We start from the raw sequence: 19,724 nt of genomic DNA on the forward strand, positions 1-19,724 counted from the left end.
TTGCTTGGGACTTCGATTGAAATCACATCGACCCTGGCCCGGCAACAGCACGTCTCCCGGTCTTTGCCAGCGATCGAAATATGGCGTAGGACTTGATGAGACGGAATCTGAGGAACAGAACCGCATGACCGCACGCACCATTCTACTGGTGGATGACGACAACGACCTTCGCGAAACCCTGACGGAGCAGCTTGCGCTCTATGATGAGTTCACGGTGCTGCAGGAGGCGACGGCCGGCAAGGGCATACAAGCTGCGCGCAACACGCCCGTCGATCTGCTCATCATGGATGTCGGGCTGCCGGACACGGACGGACGCGAAGCCGTGAAGCTGCTGCGCAAGGGCGGCTTCAAGGCGCCGATCATCATGCTGACCGGACACGATACGGATTCAGATACGATCCTCGGTTTGGAGGCCGGCGCCAACGACTATGTCACCAAGCCGTTCCGCTTCTCGGTGCTTCTGGCGCGCATCCGCGTCCAGCTTCGGCAGCACGAACAGAGCGAGGACGCGACCTTCACGGTCGGACCCTATCTCTTCAAGCCGAGCCAGAAGCTGTTGACCACCGAAAACGGCCAGAAGATTCGCCTCACGGAGAAGGAAGCGGCGATCATCCGCTATCTCTATCGCGCCGAACAGAAGGTAGTCACCCGGGACGTCCTTCTCGAAGAAGTGTGGGGCTACAATTCCGGCGTGACGACCCATACGCTTGAAACGCACGTCTACCGCCTGCGCCAGAAGATCGAGCGCGATCCCTCGAACGCCGAAATCCTGGTAACGGAAAACGGCGGCTACAAGATCGTACCGTAGGGCAAAGAGCCGCATGGCGCTGACAGACGATATCAACATGCTTTCGCAGCAGCCGCTCTTCAAAGGCATGTCAGCCGACCAGCTGCGGCTGGTCGCCTTCGGCGCCGACCGGCGTTTGATTTCCACCGGCCAGATGCTTTTCCGCGAAGGATCACCGGCGGAAAGCGCTTATGTCGTCGCGAGCGGCGCGCTGGAGCTCAGCACGACAGGCCCAGATGGCCATCCCAAGGTCGAGCGCATCGCAGGCCAAGGGACGTTGCTGTCCGAACTCGCTCTGGTAACGCTGGTGGAGCGCAAATTCACCGCCGTGGCGCGGGAGGATTCCAGCGTCATCCGCATCACACGAGCGCTCTTTTACAGGCTGATCGAGGAGTATCCGGATGCGGCCCGCCTCATAGAAAGCCGCATTCGCGACAACATCGCGGAATTGGCGGCACGGGCGAGCGCACAGCTTCACCGCTTTTCGTAGATCTCAGAGGTTGAAATGTGCGGTCACGGGCACGTGATCGGACGGGCGGTCCCATCCGCGAGCCTCCTTCAGGATGTCGATGCGCTGGAGCAGCGGGCCGAGGTCCGATGACGACCAGATATGATCGAGGCGACGGCCGCGATCGGCAGCCTCCCAGTCCTTGGCGCGGTAACTCCACCAGGTATAGAGCTTCTCGTGCGACGGCACGTGCTGGCGCATGAGATCAAGCCAGGCTCCGCGCTTCATCGCCTCCAGCAGACCCTCGGTTTCGACCGGCGTATGGCTGACGATCTTCAGCATCTGCTTGTGCGACCAGACGTCGTGCTCGAGCGGCGCAATGTTGAGATCGCCGACGAGGATCGCCGAGGTATTCGCTTCGCCGTTGGCCTTCAGCAGCTTCATTTCCTCGACAAAATCCAGCTTATGGGCGAACTTCGGATTGATGGCCGGGTCCGGCTCGTCGCCGCCGGCGGGCACATAGAAATTATGCAGCCGGACGCGGCGCCCTCCACGCTCGAAGACCGCCGAGATATGGCGCGCGTGGCCGACATTTCCGTAGTCCAGGCGATGGTCCTCCTGGAGCGGGATGCGCGAGGCGATAGCGACGCCATGATAGCCCTTCTGGCCATGCACGATGATGTGCTCATAACCCATGGCGCGCAGAGGGGCCGCCGGAAAGAGCTCGTTTGGAACCTTGGTTTCCTGCAGGCAGAGGATATCCGGCCTATGCTTGAGGACGAACTGCTCGACGATCGGCATGCGCAGCCGCACCGAATTGATGTTCCAGGTGGTAATCGAGAAGCTCATGCCATTGCCTTTCAAGGAGACTGGAAAGGCCTTAGAGCAAAGGGGCTGTGGATGGAACGTCCACAAGCAAAAACGCCCGGCTTTCACCGGGCGTTTTTCACAGAAAGTCATATGGCATCAGTCACGGGAAGCGGCAGTACCTGGAATGCTTTCGTACGGCACTCTGAAGACCTTCTGATCAAACTGAACGCCGGTCCTGACATTGAACACCATCACGGACGTGTGCTTGCCCTGATTGTCGGTGATCGTCCACTGACGCAGATCGTAGGTCTTCGGATCGAACATCATCGTGATCGTCGAATTGCCGAAGATCGTCTTATTGCCAAGCGCGATCGTCGTCAGGTCCGATTCTTCCTTTACGCTCTTTACTGAACCATCCGACAGGTTGATCCTCCGTGCAAGCAGCAGGCTGAGCGGCGTCTTGGAAAGCGGATAGAGACTCCAGGTCTTCAGTTTCAGGTTACCGACCGCAACATTCCTGCCGTCCGAGATCACCCGGATCGGCGACGGATCGTCATAGTTGAAGCGCAGCTTGCCGGGACGCTCGATGAAGAATTTGCCGCCCGTCTGCTCGCCGCGCGGTCCGAACTGCACGAATTCGCCTTGCATGGTGGCTACGTTGGAGAAATGGTTGGCAATCGCCTGTGCCGTCGAAGAACCGCCGGCCGCTGCCTGCGCGAAGGCGCCGAAAGGCGCTGCAGCCGAAACAGCCGCTAGAGCCATGGCGCCGAGAAGGTGACGGCGGTTCAGCAGCAAGCCACTGGATTGGAAATCGGAGTTGGTCATCTAGGTCTCCTATGATGCGACCTGCATGCTGCCGAAAGGCGGCGTCTTCATGGCGCAGAAGCATCGCTGCAGAAGGTAACGTTTCCGAGGCGATCAGGTTTCCGTGAAGTCATTGCCCCGGCAGATTTTTTCAGCCTCTAGCGATCGAGGATATCGCCTTCGGTCGGAACCAGGATTTCGCGCTTGCCTGCGTGGTTTGCAGGTCCGATGACGCCTTCCTGCTCCATGCGCTCGATCAATGATGCGGCGCGGTTGTAACCGATGCCGAGACGACGTTGGATATAGGACGTCGAGGCCTTGCCGTCGCGAAGCACGATGGCGACCGCCTGGTCGTAGGGATCGTCGGAATCCGCCAGATTGGACGTCCCCGCCGGACCGCCGTAATCATCGTCCTCGTCGTCATCAGCGGTGATCGCATCGAGATATTGCGGTGCGCCCTGGGTCTTCAGATAGGAAACGATCTCCTCGACTTCCATATCAGCCACGAAGGGACCATGGACGCGCTGAATGCGCCCGCCGCCAGCCATATAGAGCATATCGCCCATGCCGAGCAGTTGCTCGGCGCCCTGTTCCCCAAGGATCGTGCGGCTGTCGATCTTCGACGTGACCTGGAAGGAGATGCGGGTCGGGAAATTTGCCTTGATCGTTCCGGTAATGACGTCGACGGACGGACGCTGGGTCGCCATGATGACGTGAATGCCGGCGGCGCGCGCCATCTGCGCCAGACGCTGGACGGCGCCTTCGATATCCTTGCCGGCCACCATCATGAGGTCAGCCATTTCGTCGATGATGACGACGATGTAGGGCATCGGCTGCAGGTCGAATTCCTCGGTTTCGTACATCGCTTCGCCGGTGTGGCGGTCAAAGCCTGTCTGCACGGTTCGGGAGATGGCTTCACCCTTGGCCAGCGCCTGCTCAACGCGCGCATTGAAGCCATCGATGTTGCGGACGCCGATCTTCGACATCTTCTTGTAGCGCTCTTCCATCTCGCGGACGGTCCATTTGAGCGCGACGACAGCCTTCTTCGGATCGGTGACCACCGGCGACAGCAGATGCGGAATGCCATCATAGACCGAGAGTTCGAGCATCTTCGGGTCGATCATGATCAAGCGGCACTGTTCCGGCGTCAGACGGTAGAGCAGCGAGAGGATCATGGTGTTGATGGCAACCGACTTACCGGAGCCTGTCGTACCGGCAACCAGCAGGTGAGGCATCTTCGCGAGATCGGCGATGACGGCCTCGCCGCCGATCGTCTTGCCGAGTGCCATGGCGAGCTTCGCCTTCGAACCTTCGAAATCACGCGATGCGATCAGTTCGCGCAGGTAAACAGTCTCACGCGTTGAGTTTGGCAATTCGATGCCGATCGCGTTGCGGCCAGGGACCACAGCGACACGGGCGGCGATCGCGCTCATGGAGCGGGCAATGTCGTCGGCAAGGCCGATAACGCGTGAGGACTTGATGCCCGGGGCCGGCTCGAGCTCGTAAAGTGTGACGACTGGGCCAGGGCGGACATGGATGATTTCACCCTTGACGCCGAAGTCTTCCAGGACGCCTTCGAGCATGCGGGCATTCTGCTCCAGCGCATCGGCGGAAAGCGATGAATCACGGATGACATTCTTTGGTTCGGCGAGCAGATGAATCGAGGGAAGCTGGAAACCTTCCGGACGAATGAAGGAAGCCTGCGATTCGCGTTCGATTCGGGCACCGGGCTTCGGACGCGAGATCTGCGGCACGACGCGCGGCTCGGGCTTGCCGCCGGCGGCCTTTGCCGGCGCACGTATCATCCAGTCATCTTCGTCGTCATCCGGCAGAATATCGGCCGGACGCGGAGGCATATCGCTATCGAATGGCGCTTCGCCATCGTCGTCGTCGAGCGAAATCGAGGGCGCAGAGACGACCCGGCGCGGCGAGTTGACGCGCGCTTCCATCGACGGCTCCAGGCGCTCGCTGCGGCCTGCTGGCGCCTTGGCGCGGACGGGCTCGTTCAGGGTACCGAATTCATCATCGTTGAAGTCGTAGGGCGATTCGAAATCGCTCTGGCGACGCTTGCGTGGCGCCATGCCGAGGATGCGGCGCATCCGCGCTTGGCTCATATACCAGGCATGCGTCAGCGCTCCGAACGCAAGCCAGCCGCCGCCTTCGTCGTCCTCGTCCTCGTCGGCATCACCAACCGAGCGGGCCTTGGAAGGCATAGCCACGAGTGCATCACCCTCATCCTCTTCGGCTTCCGTGCGGCCGACGATGCCGGCAGCAAAGAGCATCATCCAGGCGGTGGGCAGCGCGAACACGCAGCCGACAGCCGTCGCGAACGCGCCACTCGGGTAGGCGCCGACGAAGAGAGCCGGAAAACGAAGGATCATATCGCCGATGACGCCGCCGATGCCGTTCGGGATCGGCCATGTCAGCGGCGGCGGGAAGCAGCCGATCACGGCAGACGAAAGGATCGAGCCGAGAGCCCAGGCGCCGGCCCGTTGAGGAATGCGGCTAATGCGGCGGCCTGAAATCAATGCCAAGGCCCAGGCAACGACCGGCAACAGCGCCACGACGCTTGCAAGGCCGAAGAACTGCATCGCGATGTCAGCAAAGGCGGCACCGCCATATCCCAGGACATTTGCCGGCGGATTGCCGGTCGCATAGGAATAGCTCGGATCTGTGACGTTCCATGTCGCGAGTGCCGCGACCGCGAGCGCCAATAGCAGGAAGATTGCAAAGCCCAGGAGAGCCTGTGCCTGCCGGAACACGAACCCTGAGAGGGAGAAACGGTCCGGCCGGCTATCAATCACCGGCGACGTGCTTCTTGCCATATACCCAACCCGTCCAATGCTGAGCGCGCGAATCGCCGAGGGCGTCGCCACGCAAATATGCGTCCGCCCCACCTAATCAAAGGAGGGTTAAAGCGATGTTAACCATGAGAGACTGGACAAGCCGGACCGGCAAATAAAAAAAGGCCCGAACCTAACGTCCGGGCCAAGATGCAGCCTATAGATAGGCCGCGACGGGCTGTTCAGCGGCGCCCTTTGCCGGGCGCCGCTGTCCCTGCGATCAAGAAGAGTGGTAGGCGGCTTCGCCATGGGTCGACAGGTCGAGACCTTCGCGTTCTGCCTCCTGGGTTACGCGCAGGCCGACGATGAGGTCAACGATCTTGTAGAGGATCGCAGAGCCGACGCCCGACCAGACGAGGGTCGTCAGGACGCCCTTTAGCTGAGCCCAGACCTGAGTTGCCGTACCGGCGTAGGATGCAGCAAAGTCCGGCGTCGAGTAGTCGACGATACCTGCGCCGCCGAGGGCCGGGTTGACGAGAATGCCGGTGCCGATGGCGCCGATGATGCCGCCAACGCAATGCACGCCGAAGACGTCAAGGCTGTCGTCGTAGTTGAACTTGTTCTTCACAACGTCGACGAAGAAGTAGCAGGCCGGAGAAACGATCAGGCCGAGAACGATCGAGCCCATCGGACCTGCAAAGCCTGCTGCCGGCGTAACGGCAACGAGACCGGCAACAGCACCCGAAGCGGCACCCAGCATGGAAGCCTTACCGCGGGCGAAGGTTTCGACGATGCACCAGGAAACAGCGGCAGCAGCCGCTGCGACGAAGGTGTTGATCATCGCGAGCGAAGCATAGGAGTTGGCCTCGAGGTTGGAACCGGCGTTGAAGCCGAACCAGCCGACCCACAGAAGCGATGCGCCGACCATCGTGAGCGTCATCGAGTGCGGAGCCATGATTTCCTTCTTATAACCCGTGCGCTTGCCAAGCATGATGGCGCCGACAAGGCCGGCGATACCGGCATTGATGTGAACGACCGTGCCGCCGGCGAAGTCGATTGCACCATAGGAGAAGATCAGGCCGGACGGCGAGCTGTAGGAGCTCGGACCACCCCAGAACCAGACCATGTGCGCCATCGGGAAGTAGATGAAGGTGACCCACAGGACAACGAACAGCATGACGGCGGAGAACTTGATGCGCTCGGCAAACGCACCGACGATGAGGCCGGGCGTGATGCAGGCAAACGTCATCTGGAACACGATGAAGGTGTATTCCGGAATGGCGACGCCCTTCGAGAAGGTCTCGGCGAGCGACGACGTGTTGACGCCGGCAAGGAAGGCCTTGGAGAAACCGCCGATGAAGCTGTTCAGCGACCCGCCGTCGGTGAAGGCCAGCGAGTAGCCGTAGGTGACCCAGATCAGGGACACAACGGCGGTGATCATGAAGACCTGCATCAGCACGGAGAGCATGTTCTTGGCGCGTACGAGGCCGCCATAGAAGAGAGCCAGGCCGGGAATGGTCATCAACAGCACGAGCGCCGAGGAGACGAGCATCCAGGTATTGTCGCCCTTGTCCATGGTGAAGGCCGGAGCCGCTGCAGCCGCGGCATCGGCAGCAGCCGGCGCGGTCTCCTGCGCAAAGGCGACGACCGGCGCTAAGAGCGCGGCAGACGCAGCCCCGAGCCGCGCAAATGTGGAAGAAAACTTCGAAATTGACATTGGAATAAAGCTCCTTGCTCAGCCGTTACAGCGCTTCGATATCGGTTTCGCCCGTGCGGATACGGACGGCATGGTCGATCGAGTAGACGAAAATCTTGCCGTCGCCGATCTGGCCGGTCTTGGCCGAGGACGCGATGGCTTCGACGGCCTTGTCGACGATTTCTGATGCGACTGCGATTTCGATCTTGAGCTTCGGCAGGAAGCTGACCGCATATTCCGTACCGCGATAGATCTCGGTATGTCCCTTCTGGCGTCCGTAGCCCTTCACTTCGGTCACGGTCAGGCCCTGGATGCCGATCGCCGTGAGGGCTTCGCGGACCTCATCGAGCTTGAACGGCTTGATAATGGCCATCACAATTTTCATCTGGTTTTCCCATCCTTCGATTATCCTCGGCGCGGAGCCGACTCTCCTTGCCGCTGACGTTCACGAACAGCGACTGGGGATCTACATTCAAAGGGCGTGCCAGTTTCGAGGCAGATTATAAGTTATTGAAAAGTAAGGAGTATAATGAACGATGCTATTTAAGAGGCAAATGACAGGGCAACAACCGCCCAAATAATGCCCAAATTTGTAAATTTGCACATTTTTTATTCATTTGCCTTTTTCCGAATCAAACCTTCCTGCGCGACTGACGCAATCAGAACACCCGACCGGGTAAAGAGGTTACCGCGCGTGAGACCGCGGGCACCAAAAGCCGATGGGCTATCTTGTGTGTAAAGCAGCCAATCCTCGAGTTTATCAGGACGATGAAACCACATGGAATGGTCAAGGCTCGCAACCTGCAGGCTCTGGTCGAAGATCGACGTCCCATGAGCGTAGAGCGAGGTATCGAGCAGCGTCATGTCGGAGAGATAGGCAAGCACAGCAGCCTGATAGAGCCGGTTATCCGGGACCGGCCCTGTCGCGCGCACCCAGACATCCTGGCGGGGATCGAGCTTCTTGTCGGAAAAATAGTGTGTCAGCGAAACCGGCCGGATTTCGATCGGCCGTTCGCGCTCCCAGTATTTGCGCACAGCCGCCGGCGCATGCGCGAGATACTGCTCCTTGATCTGCTGTTCGCCGAGTAGTCTTTCCGGCATGGGGACATCGGGCATCACGATCTGATGGTCGAAGCCCGCTTCCTCGACCTGGAAGGAGCACGAGAGTGCAAAAATCGCCTTGCCGTGCTGGATTGCCACGACCCGGCGCGTGTTGAAGCTCGATCCGTCACGGATGCGCTCCACCTGATAGACGATCGGTACGGAAGGATCGCCCGGCCGCATGAAATAAGCATGCAGCGAGTGAACGAAGCGCTCTGTCTCTGTCGTCCGCTGGGCAGCCATCAATGCCTGACCGATCACCTGTCCGCCAAAGACGCGCTGCCAGCCGACCTGCGGGCTGCGGCCGCGAAAGATATCGACTTCGATCGGCTCGAGATCGAGCGTCGCGAGCAGCGTTTCCATGGCTGTGGGTTTGGCCGCGTCTTCCATCATTTGTTCAGCTCCCAACGGTAGGAAGTGGGGATGCGATGATCTATATAGATCATCATTGTAATCACAAGGCGCGGAGAGCGGGCGATGCAGGACATGCTGGTTGTTGGCGGAGGTTACGTCGGCCTTTCCGCGGCGGTCGCCGTCAAGCAGGCTGCCCCCCACCTCGATATTGCGGTCGTTGAAGCAGCGCCTGAGCATGTCTGGCAGAAGGATATGCGCGCCTCGGCAATCATCGCCGCGGCAACGAAGATGCTGGAAGTCTTCGGCATCTGGGAGGAAATCCAGCCTGAAGCCCAGCCGATCACCAAGATGATCGTGACCGATTCGAGGACAGCCGACCCGGTCCGCCCGGTTTTCCTGACCTTCGATGGTGAAGTGGAAGATGGCCGCCCTTTTGCGCACATGATCCCGAACGCCGTCCTGGTCGGCGCGTTGCGCGGCGTCTGTGACCGGCTCGGGATCGAAATCCGGCATGGACTGAGCGCCACCGGCCTGAAGACGGAAGAAAACCGGATCTCCGTGACGTTGTCCGATGGCAGCGCACTGGAATCACGCTTGCTGGTCGCCTGCGACGGGGTGCGCTCGAAGCTCCGCGATCTGGCAGGCGATAAAGACGGTCAGCTGGGATTACGGCCAGTCCGGCATCGTGGTGACCGTCGAGCACGAGCGGCCGCACAATGGCTGCGCCGAAGAGCATTTCCTGCCCTCCGGTCCCTTTGCGATCCTGCCGCTCACCAACAACCGGTCTTCCCTTGTCTGGACCGAGCAGGCCCACGATGCCGACCGGCTTGTTGCCGGCGACGACCTGATTTTCGAAGAGGAACTGGAGCGCCGTTTCGGCCACAAGCTCGGCGCGCTCAAGGTGATTGGCGAAAGGCGCGCCTTCCCGCTCGGCCTGACGCTCGCCCGGGCCTTCGTGGCGCCGCGCTTTGCGCTTGCAGGCGATGCAGCCCACGGCATTCACCCGATTTCCGGCCAGGGCCTCAATCTCGGCTTCAAGGACGTGGCAGCATTGGCAGAGACCATCGTCGAGGCCGACCGGCTCGGGCTCGATATCGGCTCGATCAATATACTCGAGCGCTACCAGACTTGGCGCCGCTTCGATACTTTTCGCATGGGGGTGACGACCGACGTGCTGAACCGGTTGTTCTCCAATGACGTGATGCCGGTGCGCATTGCCCGCGACGTCGGCCTGGGCATCGTCGACAGGATCCCGAGCCTCAAGTCCTTCTTCATCGGGCAGGCGGCCGGGACCGCGGCCAGGAACAATCCGCGGCTTTTGGCAGGCGAGACGATCTAATCGTCCAGCCGCCGCGCCTCTGACACCAGCATGATCGGGATGCCGTCACGAATCGGATAGGCAAGGCGCGCCTTTTCCGAGACGAGTTCGTTGTGCTCGCGGTCATAGCGGAGCGTGCCCTTGGTGAGCGGACAAACAAGGAGCTCAAGCAGTTTCGGATCAACACGGCTGAGTTTTTCGTCCATACCCGATGATTTACTGCAAAACCGTATCGGAGTCACCGAAGACCCGCGCGAGCACGATTTCTGTGATTGCGATCAGGGTTTCCGCCCTGGTTTTGAGATCGGGAGCCTCCAGCAGCGCCTGTTTCTCTGCAGGGCCAAAGGGCGACATCATCGCAAGCGAATTCACGAGCGTCAGATTGCTGGCGCGCTCGACACTTTCCCAGTCGGCCTCCAGCTTGTTCGCATCGAGATAGGCCCTGAAAGCGGAAAGCAAAGCGCCACGATCGACGGCATCTTCTTCATCGCGTGCGGAGAGATCGGAAATGAAGGGAGCGATGCGGAAGCTTCTGAACGGCTCATGCGTCATTTTCTCGCCAAGCAGGCGGAAACGGCAAACGCCCGTCAGCGAAACGATATAGCGCCCGTCGCCCGTCTCGGCGAAAGAGGTGATCCGCCCGATGCAGCCGACGGGAGCAAGAGGAGGTTCGCTGCCTTTGTCGCCCGCCGTCGAATCATTGTCGCCAAGCGCCGGCTGGACCATGCCGATCAGCCGGTTGCCAGCCAACGCGGCGTCAAACATCGCGAGATAACGCGGCTCGAAAATATTCAGCGGAAGCTGTCCCGTAGGCAAGAGAAGAGCGCCGGTCAGAGGAAAGACGGCGATCGAATTGGCAGATCGCCGGGCTTTAGATATCTTGCATTCCCGACTTGCATCAAAACTTGTCCCACACCAAGCGGCAGGAGCGAAACGGTGCTCCCTGTCCTGCCTGTGAAATGTGGTGCCCTTGCCCAAAAACGCAAGGGCAAGGTTTTGAAAGTTACGAGAAGAGCATCGCCGAAAGCTTGCGCCGCGCCGACACCGTTGCCGGATCCTTGAAGCCCCAGACTTCGAAGAACTGCAGGAGTTGACGGCGTGCGCCGTCGTCATCGAAGGTCCGGTCCTTGCGCATGATATGGAGCAGATGCTCGGCCGCCTCGTCGCGCTTTCCCTCTACGTTCAGGATCTTTGCAAGCTTCATGCGCGCATCGTGGTTATCCGGATCGGCTGCAAGGTCGTGTTCCAGGGCGATTGGATCACCGAGCTTGCGGGCTTCTTCGATCTGATCGAGCTTCGTGATGACGGCCTGAATCCCGGCGTCCTTGGCAAGCTCTTCCGGCAGATCGGTCAGCGCTTCGCGAGCGCGCTGATGCTGGTTGGCGGCAATCATGCATTCGGCCATCCCGGCAAGCGCCTTGGCATTTTCCGGATCGGCTTGCATGATCGCGCCGTAGAGTTGCGCGGCACCATTAACGTCGCCCGCGGCCAGGAGCCCCGCAGCCTCCTCGAGCACCGCTTCGATCTCCGCAGCCTGATCTGCACCAGCAGGACCGGCGATGCGGTCGATGAACTGGCGAACCTGGCTTTCCGGCACGGCACCCATGAAGCCATCGGCCGGGCGGCCGCCGACGAAAGCGATCACGGCCGGGATTGACTGGATGCCAAGCTGGCCCGCGATCGACGGATGGTCGTCGATATTCATCTTCACGAGCTTGACGCGGCCTTGCGCTTCATTGACCACCTTTTCGAGCACTGGCGTCAATTGTTTGCACGGGCCGCACCAAGGCGCCCAGAAATCAACGAGCACGGGCTGGTTGCGCGATTCCTCGATGACGTCCTTCGTGAAAGTGGCGGTTGTCGTATCCTTGATATGTCCGCCGCCTGCCGCCGGCTGCGGCGCCGAACCGAAGTTCGCCGTTGCCGACATCTGGCTGCCGAAGGAATTGCTGTAAGAATTGTCGCTGCCGCTCATTGGTATCTCCCGCCATGCCGGTTGCCCGGCTTTTTCTAGCGCTAAAATCGTATGTCAGGCCGTCACTTTCAAGACAAGCGGCTTATGGCCGGTCGCTTCCATGAAGCGAATGAGATCTGCGCTTGCAATCGACGTCGTCGCATCGTTGGACAACGGATGGCAATTGACGACCTCCTCCTTCATCAAGTCCGCATCGAGCACGAAGGTCACATTGTTGCCCATGTCGTTGATGGCGCCAAAGGCGGTGACCGCGCCGGGGATCACGCCAAGATATTCCATCAGCTTTTCCGCCTTGCCGAACGAAACCTTGCTGGCGGCGCCGATCAGCGCATGCACGGTCTTGAGATCAACAACGGCATGTTCCTCGACTGTCAGCAGGAAGAACTGATCCTTCTTATCTTTCACGAAAAGGTTTTTTGTATGCCCGCCGGGAATAGCATCGCGCAGCGACACCGATTCGGCCACGGTGAAGACTGGAGCATGCTCATGCGTGCTGTGCGCGATGCCGAGCCCGTCGAGGAAGGCGAAAAGTTCGTTCTTGTTTTTCGGCTTGGTTTCGGTCATCGCGGCATCCGTGCGGAAAGAAGGAGATAAGGTGCCCTGATTAAGTCGGAGGGACGTGTTTTGCAATGTTCGGGATCGACGCTTATCCCTGAATTTGCGGCAGTTTGCGAAAGCGCCTCGGAAGTCGTGGAATTTTTCTTGGGCTTTGCGTGATTTCCCTGTTGCATTTAAAAATCGATTGGGCCATATAGCGCCCGTCGCCGCAAGGTGGCAGCCCACGGTCCACCAACTACCCCGGACCGATGCGGATTGAGCGGGTGTAGCTCAGGGGTAGAGCACAACCTTGCCAAGGTTGGGGTCGAGGGTTCAAATCCCTTCGCCCGCTCCAGTTTCATCTTTTGTCCGACCCGGAGAGATAGGTAACAGATCGTACCTAACACATGGGTGACAACCTCGTGCCGAACGGGTTGTCGATGGTTTGCAAGGTCCTCTGCTCCAGGTCGATATATCCCAGATCATAGTGCATGAAGCTGATGTTGATCTTCTTGCAATCATGCATGAGTGCCGCCCGCAATTTTGACGAGCCCATGTCTGTCGTGGGCAGGGTAGTCGATCCCAACCAGGCCACAGGCCATCGTTCGGAAGAATTCTCTTTTTGCCGGCACGCATCTAAGCGCAACGCTCATTCAGACCGCCAAGATGAACGATGTCGATGACGCAGACCCTCGAGCGCATCGCAGCGGGTGGCCAGCCAGCGAAATCGAAACCCTCATGCCGTGGAATTTTGCAATGCAACGGCCTCGCTTCATCGCTTGCCATGCAAGGCGCCCGGTTTAGGCCACTATGAAATCGTAGCGGCCGAATTTTCCGTCGCTCGTCGCCCTGACATCGAGCAACAAGGCTGCGTTGAATATCCGGTCACGTTCATTGTCCGGCTCACCGGGAAAATAGAGCTGCGTCGTCAGCACGTTTCCGCCGGGCCGTTGGACTTTCAGGTGGTAATGCCGGGTGCGGCCAGGATAGACCCCTGGCACGATCGTCTCAAACCACCATTTGCCTTCAGCATCGGTGAATTGATGTCCGCGGAGTTTGTATCCGCTGTTGTCATAGGCGCCAATCTCATTGGCATGCCATAACTCGATCAACGCTTTTGCCACGGGCTGGCAGTTCTCGGTCAGCACGTAACCGGCAAGCGTCATCCTTTCACCGCCCGGTGCATCGCGCGCGAGGTCCTGTTTTTCAGGGCTCTCTGGGGTGAAATACGGGCCCTCGGTCTGCTCTGGCGTCAGATCGTTGTCACCATCGCAAGTTGGTGTAAGCGACAGCTGCACAGGAGCGCCAGCTGCATGAGCCAAGTCTTGGGAGCACAATCGGCGTGGCAACGAAGCCCATAAGGAAATGTCGCCGGGTCGGCATGGCGTTGTATCTCCCTAACATGGAAACCAAGAATTCTTGCGGCGCCATTGGGCAGAAGTGGGGCGGGTCGCTTGGAATTTGGGTACTCAGTTGTAGCATCGAGCGCTCCGCGACGCAAAAACCGCTCTTTCTAAAACTGGAGCGAATTCTGCAGTAGGGGCACGATTCTACGACGTCGTATTTTTATGCTTGCCAAGGGTTGGGGTCGAGGGTTCAAATTCCTTCGATCTCTCCAGTTATCATAAAAATATCAAATATTTATAATAGCCCACCGTAAGACGATTTAGTGTTTTAAAGCCATGTCGCCACGTCAGCGCCAAAACGACCGATCGCAGCCATTTGCCGCACTATCTGAAAAGAATTTGATTTGCGCGCAACGCATCGCCATGTTGAGCGTGGGCGGGCAACGGTTGGTTTGATGTATGCTGCAACGAATTGACGACACGGATGCCGCCCTAATCGACAGGCTGCAGAAATCCGCATTCGACTATTTTGTGAAATATTCCAATCCCGAAAACGGCCTGATCGCGGACACGTCAGTGCCCGGGGTTCCTTGCAGCATCGCTGCCGTCGGCTTTGCGCTCTCCAGTTATACGGTCGCCGCCGAACGCGGATGGATGGCGCGCGCAGAAGCCGCAGGCAGGTCAGTCACGACGCTGCGTTTCTTTGCCAGGAGCCATCAGGGACGCGAACGCCACGCGACCGGCTATCGCGGCTTCTATTACCACTTCCTGCATATGGATAGCGGCCACCGGGCCTGGAACAGCGAGCTCTCGACAATCGACACGACCTTGCTCGTCGCCGGCATGCTGACGAGCTGCCGCCTATTTCGATCGGACCGATGCGGTGGAGGCGGAAATCCGCGAGCTTGCGAAATTCATCTATGAGCGCATCGACTGGCATTGGGCGTTGAACAAGGGGCAGACCGTCAGTATGGGCTGGAAGCCAGGGCAGCGGCTTTCTGCGCTGGCGCTGGCAGGGATATGACGAAGCGATCCTGCTCTATATGCTGGCGCTTGCTTCGCCGACCCATCCGATCCCGCCATCGAGCTACGATGCCTTCGTCTCAAGCTATTCCTGGATGCTCTTTGGCAAGCAGCCCTATCTCTATGCTGGACCGTTCTTCATTCACCTTTTTTCGCATGCGTGGATCGACTTCCGCGGGATTAAGGACCGAGAGATGGCCGCCCGTGACTGGGACTATTTCCGCAACACACAGGTTTCGATCGCCGTGCAGCGCGATTATGCCGAGCGCAACCCCGGACACTTCGTTGGCTACAATAAGGATGTCTGGGGACTTTCCGCCTCCGACGGCCCGCCGCCAACGCGCAGCATGCGTGGCGGCCGGCGTCCGAAGGTGCTGGGTTACGCCGCCCGCGGTGCACCGCTTGGCCCGGATGACGGGACAATTGCACCCTGGGCGGCGGTTGCGGCATTGCCCTTTGACCGGCAGGCGTCGCTTGATGGCCTAAAGGCGCTGCTTGCCGCCTATCCTGACCTGCTCTGCGAAGGCCGCTTTCCAGGTGGCTTCAACCCGACGGTGAAGACGGCCCGGCCAGAAGGTTGGGTGGACGATCGATGCGTCGCGATCGACCAAGGACTGGTGGTGATGGCGATCGAAAACGACCGGTCGGAGTTCATCTGGGACCTCATGCGGCAGTCGCCGGTCATCCGTCTCGGCCTTGAACGCGCCGGTTTTACGGGCGGCTGGCTGGAGCAGGCGGAAACGGAAAGGGCTTCGCGAAAGACGGCTTAACGGCGGCCGAAGACATGCGCCTTGCCGGCGATATCAAGGCGAACACGATCGCCGCGTTCGGGCAAGGCCACGCTGGATGTCTTGATGAAGATCGGCGGCAGCGCCACACCTTCCAACGACACCGCCACGGTGCAGGTTGCGCCGCCGAACTCGACCTCGACGACGCGACCACCATAGGCGGGCTCGTCGCTCTCATCGGCAACGACGCGAATCTGCTACCGGCCGCAGCATGATCTCGGCCTTGCCTTGATGGCTGCCTTCCACTGCAACGCGGCCGAGCGCGCAATCGGCAAAGCCATTTCGGACAATCGCGGGAAGCATCACCGCATCGCCCAGGAAGAGTGCGGTCTCGCGGTCCTTCGGCTGCAGGTAGAGCGATTGCGGTGAACCCGCTTGGATCAGCTTGCCTTCCCGGAGCACCGCGACCTGATCGGCGAAGGAGAGAGCCTCTGCCTGATCATGGGTTACGAGAATCGTCGTCGATATCCGCCGTCGTGCAGCACGCGCGCGACAGCCTTGCGCATGTGTTCGCGCAGGCCGGTATCGAGCGCCGAGAAGGGCTCGTCGAGCAGCATGAGGCGCGGCTTGCGGCGCGAGGGCTCTCGCCAGTGCCACGCGCTGCTGCTGGCCGCCGGAAAGCTGGTGGGGACGGCGCGTCAGCCATGTTGCGGTCGAGCTCGACCATATCCAGTCAGTTCGACGATCCGCTTGTCGCGATCGGGAGCGCCCTCGGCTCGAAACCGAAGCCGATATTGTCGGCAACGCTCAGATGCGGGAAGAGCGCACCGTCCTGCGAGACGATGCCGATGCCGCGCTTGTGCGCCGGGAACGGCTGCCGAGCCATCCGGCAAGCGCTTCGCCGTTCAGGACGACCTGCCCTTCATCGGGCCGTCTCGAAGCCGGCGACGATGCGCAGCAAACGTCGTTTTGCCGGAGCCGGAGGGGCCGACGATCGGCGGTGCGACTGCCGGCGGCAACGTCCAGCGTCACCTTGTCCAGCGCTGTCACTAGGCCATAGCGACTTGCTGACAGACTGGATCGTAAGCAAGGTCATTGGCCGGCGGTCCGTTTCGATTGGGCATATAGAGAGAAGGGTCAGCGGCAGCGACAGCACTATCATCATCACCGCATAGGGAGCGGCCGACGACATAGTCGATTTCGCTGGTCAGCGACCAGAATTTCGTTGCCAGCGTTTCAACACCGGTTCGGCGACAACATCAGCGTAGCCGTCAGCTCGTTGGTGATGCCAAGCGCCGACAGCGCAATGCTTGCAGCAAAGCCCGGGTGCAGCAAGGCGCATGGTCGTCTGGCGCACGGCCTGCGATGGCGTGCGTCCCAGGCACATGGCAGCCCGTTCCAGCTCCACAGGCGCTTGTGCGATGCTGGCACGAAGGCCGACCATCGCACGCGGCAGGAAGAGCAGGACATAGGCAATGATGAGGGTCGCAAAAGTCTGGTAGAGCGGCAGCGACCAGCCGCACGGTGATCGTCACCAATGCCAGCGCCACGACAACGCCCGGAAGCGACGCCGACATAATAATGGCAGGCTTCGAGCAGGCGCTGCGAATCGGCCGGGTGCGCGGACCGACAGCCAGGCCATGGGCGCGGCCGCGATCGTCGTCAGCACGCCGCCTGCAACCGCAAGGACGATCGTTTGAACGAACGCATTTCCGACACGCATCCAGCCGCCAGATCTCGCCGCCGCCGAGATAGAGCCAGCGGCCGAGCGTCATGAGCGGGACGCCGAGCGTCAGCACCGCAAGCGATGGCCGGCAGCAGAATGGCAGGTACGACAAACCAGCCGAGACGGCGGCGATCGGCGGGCCGTGCGGAACCGGAGCCGACGCGGGCGTAGCGCTCGTTGCCGCGCAGCAGGCATTTCGAGGCCAAGCAGGAACAGGCAGCAGGCGACGAGCACACCGGCCGAGCATATTGGCTGCGGGGCTGTTGATAGGCCGACTGGAACTGATCGACGATCGCGGTCGAAAAGGTGTCGAAGCGGATCATCACGTAAAGCCCGTATTCCGACAGGAGATGCAGGCCCGATCGAACAGCGAGCCTCCGCAGATCGCAAGCCGCAACTGCGGCAGGATCGTACGGAAGAAGACACTGCCAGGGATCGAGGCCAAGCGACGCCGCCGCATCCTCGATCGCCGGATCGAGGCGGCGAAGATGCAGCAGCGACCGGCAGGTAGAGAAACGGATAATAGGCGAGCACGGAAACGAAGACACCGCTCTGCAGGCCGCGCAGTGCCGGGAACCAGGCTGACCCAGGCATAGCTGTGGACGAAGGCCGGAACGGCAAGCGGCGCCACGGCAAGCCAGGACCACAGCCGTGGCACCGGGACAGATCGGTCCGCTCCGTCAGCCAGGCGAGCGTCACGGCAAGAGCAATCGTCAGCGGGAATGGTGCAGCGCTTCGAGGAGCGACCGTGTTGATCGAGCAGCTCGCCGACACGAGGCCGGAAGACCAACGCCTTGACGCGTCTGCCAGCCGGTCATGGATGGTAATCCAGGCGATGAAGCCGAGCGGCACGAGGCTGATGAGCGCGACGAGGCGTTGCAAAGACGACGACCCGGAGGCGTGCGGCATGCCCCCGCGCAGCAAACCTGTTCCGCTGGCTGGCGACTACCATCTGCCGGGCGGCGGAGCCGGAAACAAGCGAATCTGCTGTCGTGCACGCAAGGCCGACTGCCTTTGATACGCTGAAAAAGGACATGCGCAACCGCCTCGTTTCGAAGCGGTTGCCGGATTGGGTCATGCCCGTAAGGTTTTCTTGAGCCAAAAGCAATAGCTTTAACTCGATCGGGCCTGCGGCTAGAGCAGGCCTATCAGAGCAGGCCCGCGGCCGTCATCAGGTCTGACGACTTTCTGCGCTGTCGAGCGTCGGAAGCCTCGACCTTCGGCGCATCGAGATCGGACAATGCGGGCACGAGCCGCTTTCGTTGGCTTCGCCATTGCCGACGGCGTACTCGATAGGACGTGCCGTCGCGCAGGATGTCCTGCCCGGCCTTGCCGGCAACGAACCTCAGGAACGCCTGGGCATTCCTTCCTTGTGCTGGCGTCGACTGCAAGCACGCCGCCGCCGGATACGCTGAGGAAGGCGCCCGGATCCTGGTTCTTGAAGTAATGCAGGCGCGACGTTCTTGCTGTTCTCGCCGGTCTTCGCCTGATCGCCGAACCAATAGTAGTGATAGATGACCGCGCCTTCGACTTCGCCGGCATTGACGGCCTTCATCGCAGTCGACTGTTGCCCTTGTACGGCGGTGAAGTTTTCCTTCATGGACGTCAGCCAGTGAGGCCGTCGCCTCTTCGCCCTTCAGCTGACAGAAGCGCGCTGACGATCGCCTGGAAATCGGCGCCAGCATGGCGACGCGGCCCAGCGGCCCTTCCAGGCTCGGATCGGCAAGATCGAGCATCGACTTCGGCAGCTTGTCTTCGCGTCAGCTTGGTCTTGTCATAGGCAAACACCGTCGAGCGGGCGGCAACGCCGGTCCACATGGCCATCGGCCGGGCGGTACTGCGCCGGGCACCTGCTCAAGCGTTTCTGTGGCGACCGGGGCGAACAGGCCCGCGCCGTCGACGAGCGCCATCGCCGGCGAGTTCTCGGTCAGGAACACGTCGGCCGGGGATGCGTCCCCTTCCTGGACGATCTGGTTGGCGAACTGCATGTCGCTGCCCTTGGCGCATCGTGACCTTGATGCCGGTCTCCTTGGTGAAGGCATCGATCCATTCGACGGCCGAGGCTTTCGTGCTGAGCGTTATAGACGACGATACCTTCGGATTCCTGCGCATCTGCGCTGGATGCCAGCGACGTCGCAGCAAGAAGCGAGGCGGCCAAAGCAAGCGCGGAAAAGCGCGTAAGAGAAATTTTCATGATGCCCTCCATGGCGAGTGTCACCCAAACTCCCCGGGTGATGTGCGCCCCGTATATTTTTCTTGATTTAGTTTTTCAAGTTTCCCCTTGCCGC

At 60.4% G+C, this 19,724-nt stretch carries 12 protein-coding genes, 1 tRNA gene and 7 pseudogenes; 6 read left to right on the plus strand and 14 right to left on the minus strand.

The window, feature by feature from the left end:
- Positions 1-124 precede the first annotated feature (124 nt).
- On the plus strand, positions 125-808 hold the full coding sequence (locus tag ACW4PC_RS13080; protein ID WP_039846414.1) for a response regulator transcription factor: 684 nt from the start codon (positions 125-127) through the stop codon (positions 806-808).
- 13 nt (positions 809-821) lie between these two features.
- On the plus strand, positions 822-1,277 hold the full coding sequence (locus ACW4PC_RS13085; protein WP_039846415.1) for a cyclic nucleotide-binding domain-containing protein: 456 nt from the start codon (positions 822-824) through the stop codon (positions 1,275-1,277).
- Positions 1,278-1,280: 3 nt separating this feature from the next.
- Here ACW4PC_RS13085 and ACW4PC_RS13090 read toward each other — a convergent pair whose 3' ends face one another.
- From ACW4PC_RS13090 to tesB, 6 genes are all read right to left on the minus strand, one after another.
- The gene (locus tag ACW4PC_RS13090) at positions 1,281-2,084 is read right to left on the minus strand and encodes an exodeoxyribonuclease III (protein ID WP_455874082.1); all 804 of its coding nucleotides are present in this window, start codon (positions 2,082-2,084) and stop codon (positions 1,281-1,283) included.
- 117 nt (positions 2,085-2,201) lie between these two features.
- Positions 2,202-2,870, minus strand: coding sequence for an outer membrane lipoprotein carrier protein LolA (locus ACW4PC_RS13095; protein ID WP_455874083.1), 669 nt, complete (start codon positions 2,868-2,870; stop codon positions 2,202-2,204).
- A gap of 137 nt (positions 2,871-3,007) precedes the next feature.
- Positions 3,008-5,674 (minus strand): DNA translocase FtsK 4TM domain-containing protein, encoded by a 2,667-nt coding sequence (locus ACW4PC_RS13100; protein ID WP_455874084.1) that lies wholly within the window; start codon positions 5,672-5,674, stop codon positions 3,008-3,010.
- 238 nt (positions 5,675-5,912) lie between these two features.
- Positions 5,913-7,349, minus strand: a complete 1,437-nt coding sequence (locus tag ACW4PC_RS13105) for an ammonium transporter (protein WP_455874085.1) — start codon at positions 7,347-7,349, stop codon at positions 5,913-5,915.
- Positions 7,350-7,374: 25 nt separating this feature from the next.
- Positions 7,375-7,713, minus strand: a complete 339-nt coding sequence (locus ACW4PC_RS13110; protein WP_455874086.1) for a P-II family nitrogen regulator — start codon at positions 7,711-7,713, stop codon at positions 7,375-7,377.
- 224 nt (positions 7,714-7,937) lie between these two features.
- A complete protein-coding gene (gene tesB, locus ACW4PC_RS13115) occupies positions 7,938-8,822 on the minus strand; it encodes an acyl-CoA thioesterase II (protein ID WP_455874087.1) in 885 nt (294 codons plus the stop codon).
- Positions 8,823-8,906: 84 nt separating this feature from the next.
- Here tesB and ACW4PC_RS13120 point away from each other — a divergent pair.
- A pseudogene (locus ACW4PC_RS13120) lies at positions 8,907-10,122 on the plus strand (ubiquinone biosynthesis hydroxylase).
- Here the strand turns inward: ACW4PC_RS13120 and ACW4PC_RS13125 are convergent.
- The 4 genes and pseudogenes from ACW4PC_RS13125 to ACW4PC_RS13140 all read right to left on the minus strand — a co-directional run bounded on the left by ACW4PC_RS13125 (position 10,119) and on the right by ACW4PC_RS13140 (position 12,640).
- Positions 10,119-10,307, minus strand: a complete 189-nt coding sequence (locus ACW4PC_RS13125; protein ID WP_039846422.1) for a Trm112 family protein — start codon at positions 10,305-10,307, stop codon at positions 10,119-10,121. The pseudogene ACW4PC_RS13120 and the gene ACW4PC_RS13125 overlap by 4 nt on opposite strands.
- A 10-nt stretch (positions 10,308-10,317) precedes the next feature.
- Positions 10,318-11,000: pseudogene (locus ACW4PC_RS13130) on the minus strand (LON peptidase substrate-binding domain-containing protein).
- A gap of 104 nt (positions 11,001-11,104) precedes the next feature.
- On the minus strand, positions 11,105-12,076 hold the full coding sequence (gene trxA, locus ACW4PC_RS13135; protein WP_455874088.1) for a thioredoxin: 972 nt from the start codon (positions 12,074-12,076) through the stop codon (positions 11,105-11,107).
- Positions 12,077-12,130: 54 nt separating this feature from the next.
- Positions 12,131-12,640: a prolyl-tRNA synthetase associated domain-containing protein gene (locus ACW4PC_RS13140; protein ID WP_455875004.1), complete on the minus strand. Its 510-nt coding sequence runs from the start codon at positions 12,638-12,640 to the stop codon at positions 12,131-12,133.
- Positions 12,641-12,893: 253 nt separating this feature from the next.
- Between ACW4PC_RS13140 and ACW4PC_RS13145 the strand changes: the two genes are divergently transcribed.
- Both ACW4PC_RS13145 and ACW4PC_RS13150 read left to right on the plus strand, forming a co-directional pair.
- Positions 12,894-12,968 (plus strand) — tRNA-Gly (locus ACW4PC_RS13145).
- Between the two features lie 233 nt (positions 12,969-13,201).
- A pseudogene (locus ACW4PC_RS13150) lies at positions 13,202-13,417 on the plus strand (hypothetical protein); the annotation flags it as partial.
- Here ACW4PC_RS13150 and ACW4PC_RS13155 read toward each other — a convergent pair.
- On the minus strand, positions 13,414-13,911 hold the full coding sequence (locus ACW4PC_RS13155; RefSeq protein ID WP_455874089.1) for a dioxygenase family protein: 498 nt from the start codon (positions 13,909-13,911) through the stop codon (positions 13,414-13,416). The pseudogene ACW4PC_RS13150 and the gene ACW4PC_RS13155 overlap by 4 nt on opposite strands.
- A 507-nt stretch (positions 13,912-14,418) precedes the next feature.
- Here ACW4PC_RS13155 and ACW4PC_RS13160 point away from each other — a divergent pair.
- A pseudogene (locus tag ACW4PC_RS13160) lies at positions 14,419-15,752 on the plus strand (glucoamylase family protein).
- Here the strand turns inward: ACW4PC_RS13160 and ACW4PC_RS13165 are convergent.
- The 3 pseudogenes from ACW4PC_RS13165 to ACW4PC_RS13175 form a co-directional block, all read right to left on the minus strand.
- Positions 15,749-16,806, minus strand: a pseudogene (locus ACW4PC_RS13165) (ABC transporter ATP-binding protein). The pseudogenes ACW4PC_RS13160 and ACW4PC_RS13165 overlap by 4 nt on opposite strands.
- Positions 16,803-18,514, minus strand: a pseudogene (locus ACW4PC_RS13170) (ABC transporter permease). Before ACW4PC_RS13170 ends, ACW4PC_RS13165 begins: the two co-directional pseudogenes overlap by 4 nt.
- Positions 18,515-18,584: 70 nt before the next feature.
- Positions 18,585-19,630 (minus strand): annotated as a pseudogene (locus ACW4PC_RS13175) (iron ABC transporter substrate-binding protein).
- Positions 19,631-19,724: the final 94 nt, after the last annotated feature.

Source organism: Rhizobium yanglingense, from assembly GCF_977109285.1.

What these genes read in the sequence shown, in the direction of transcription:
- ACW4PC_RS13080 (WP_039846414.1), top strand. Translation starts at nt 125, where the DNA reads ATGACCGCACGCACCATTCTACTGGTGGATGACGACAACGACCTTCGC.
- ACW4PC_RS13085 (WP_039846415.1), top strand. Translation starts at nt 822, where the DNA reads ATGGCGCTGACAGACGATATCAACATGCTTTCGCAGCAGCCGCTCTTC.
- ACW4PC_RS13090 (WP_455874082.1), bottom strand. Translation starts at nt 2,084, where the DNA reads ATGAGCTTCTCGATTACCACCTGGAACATCAATTCGGTGCGGCTGCGC.
- ACW4PC_RS13095 (WP_455874083.1), bottom strand. Translation starts at nt 2,870, where the DNA reads ATGACCAACTCCGATTTCCAATCCAGTGGCTTGCTGCTGAACCGCCGT.
- ACW4PC_RS13100 (WP_455874084.1), bottom strand. Translation starts at nt 5,674, where the DNA reads ATGGCAAGAAGCACGTCGCCGGTGATTGATAGCCGGCCGGACCGTTTC.
- ACW4PC_RS13105 (WP_455874085.1), bottom strand. Translation starts at nt 7,349, where the DNA reads ATGTCAATTTCGAAGTTTTCTTCCACATTTGCGCGGCTCGGGGCTGCG.
- ACW4PC_RS13110 (WP_455874086.1), bottom strand. Translation starts at nt 7,713, where the DNA reads ATGAAAATTGTGATGGCCATTATCAAGCCGTTCAAGCTCGATGAGGTC.
- tesB (WP_455874087.1), bottom strand. Translation starts at nt 8,822, where the DNA reads ATGATGGAAGACGCGGCCAAACCCACAGCCATGGAAACGCTGCTCGCG.
- ACW4PC_RS13125 (WP_039846422.1), bottom strand. Translation starts at nt 10,307, where the DNA reads ATGGACGAAAAACTCAGCCGTGTTGATCCGAAACTGCTTGAGCTCCTT.
- trxA (WP_455874088.1), bottom strand. Translation starts at nt 12,076, where the DNA reads ATGAGCGGCAGCGACAATTCTTACAGCAATTCCTTCGGCAGCCAGATG.
- ACW4PC_RS13140 (WP_455875004.1), bottom strand. Translation starts at nt 12,640, where the DNA reads ATGACCGAAACCAAGCCGAAAAACAAGAACGAACTTTTCGCCTTCCTC.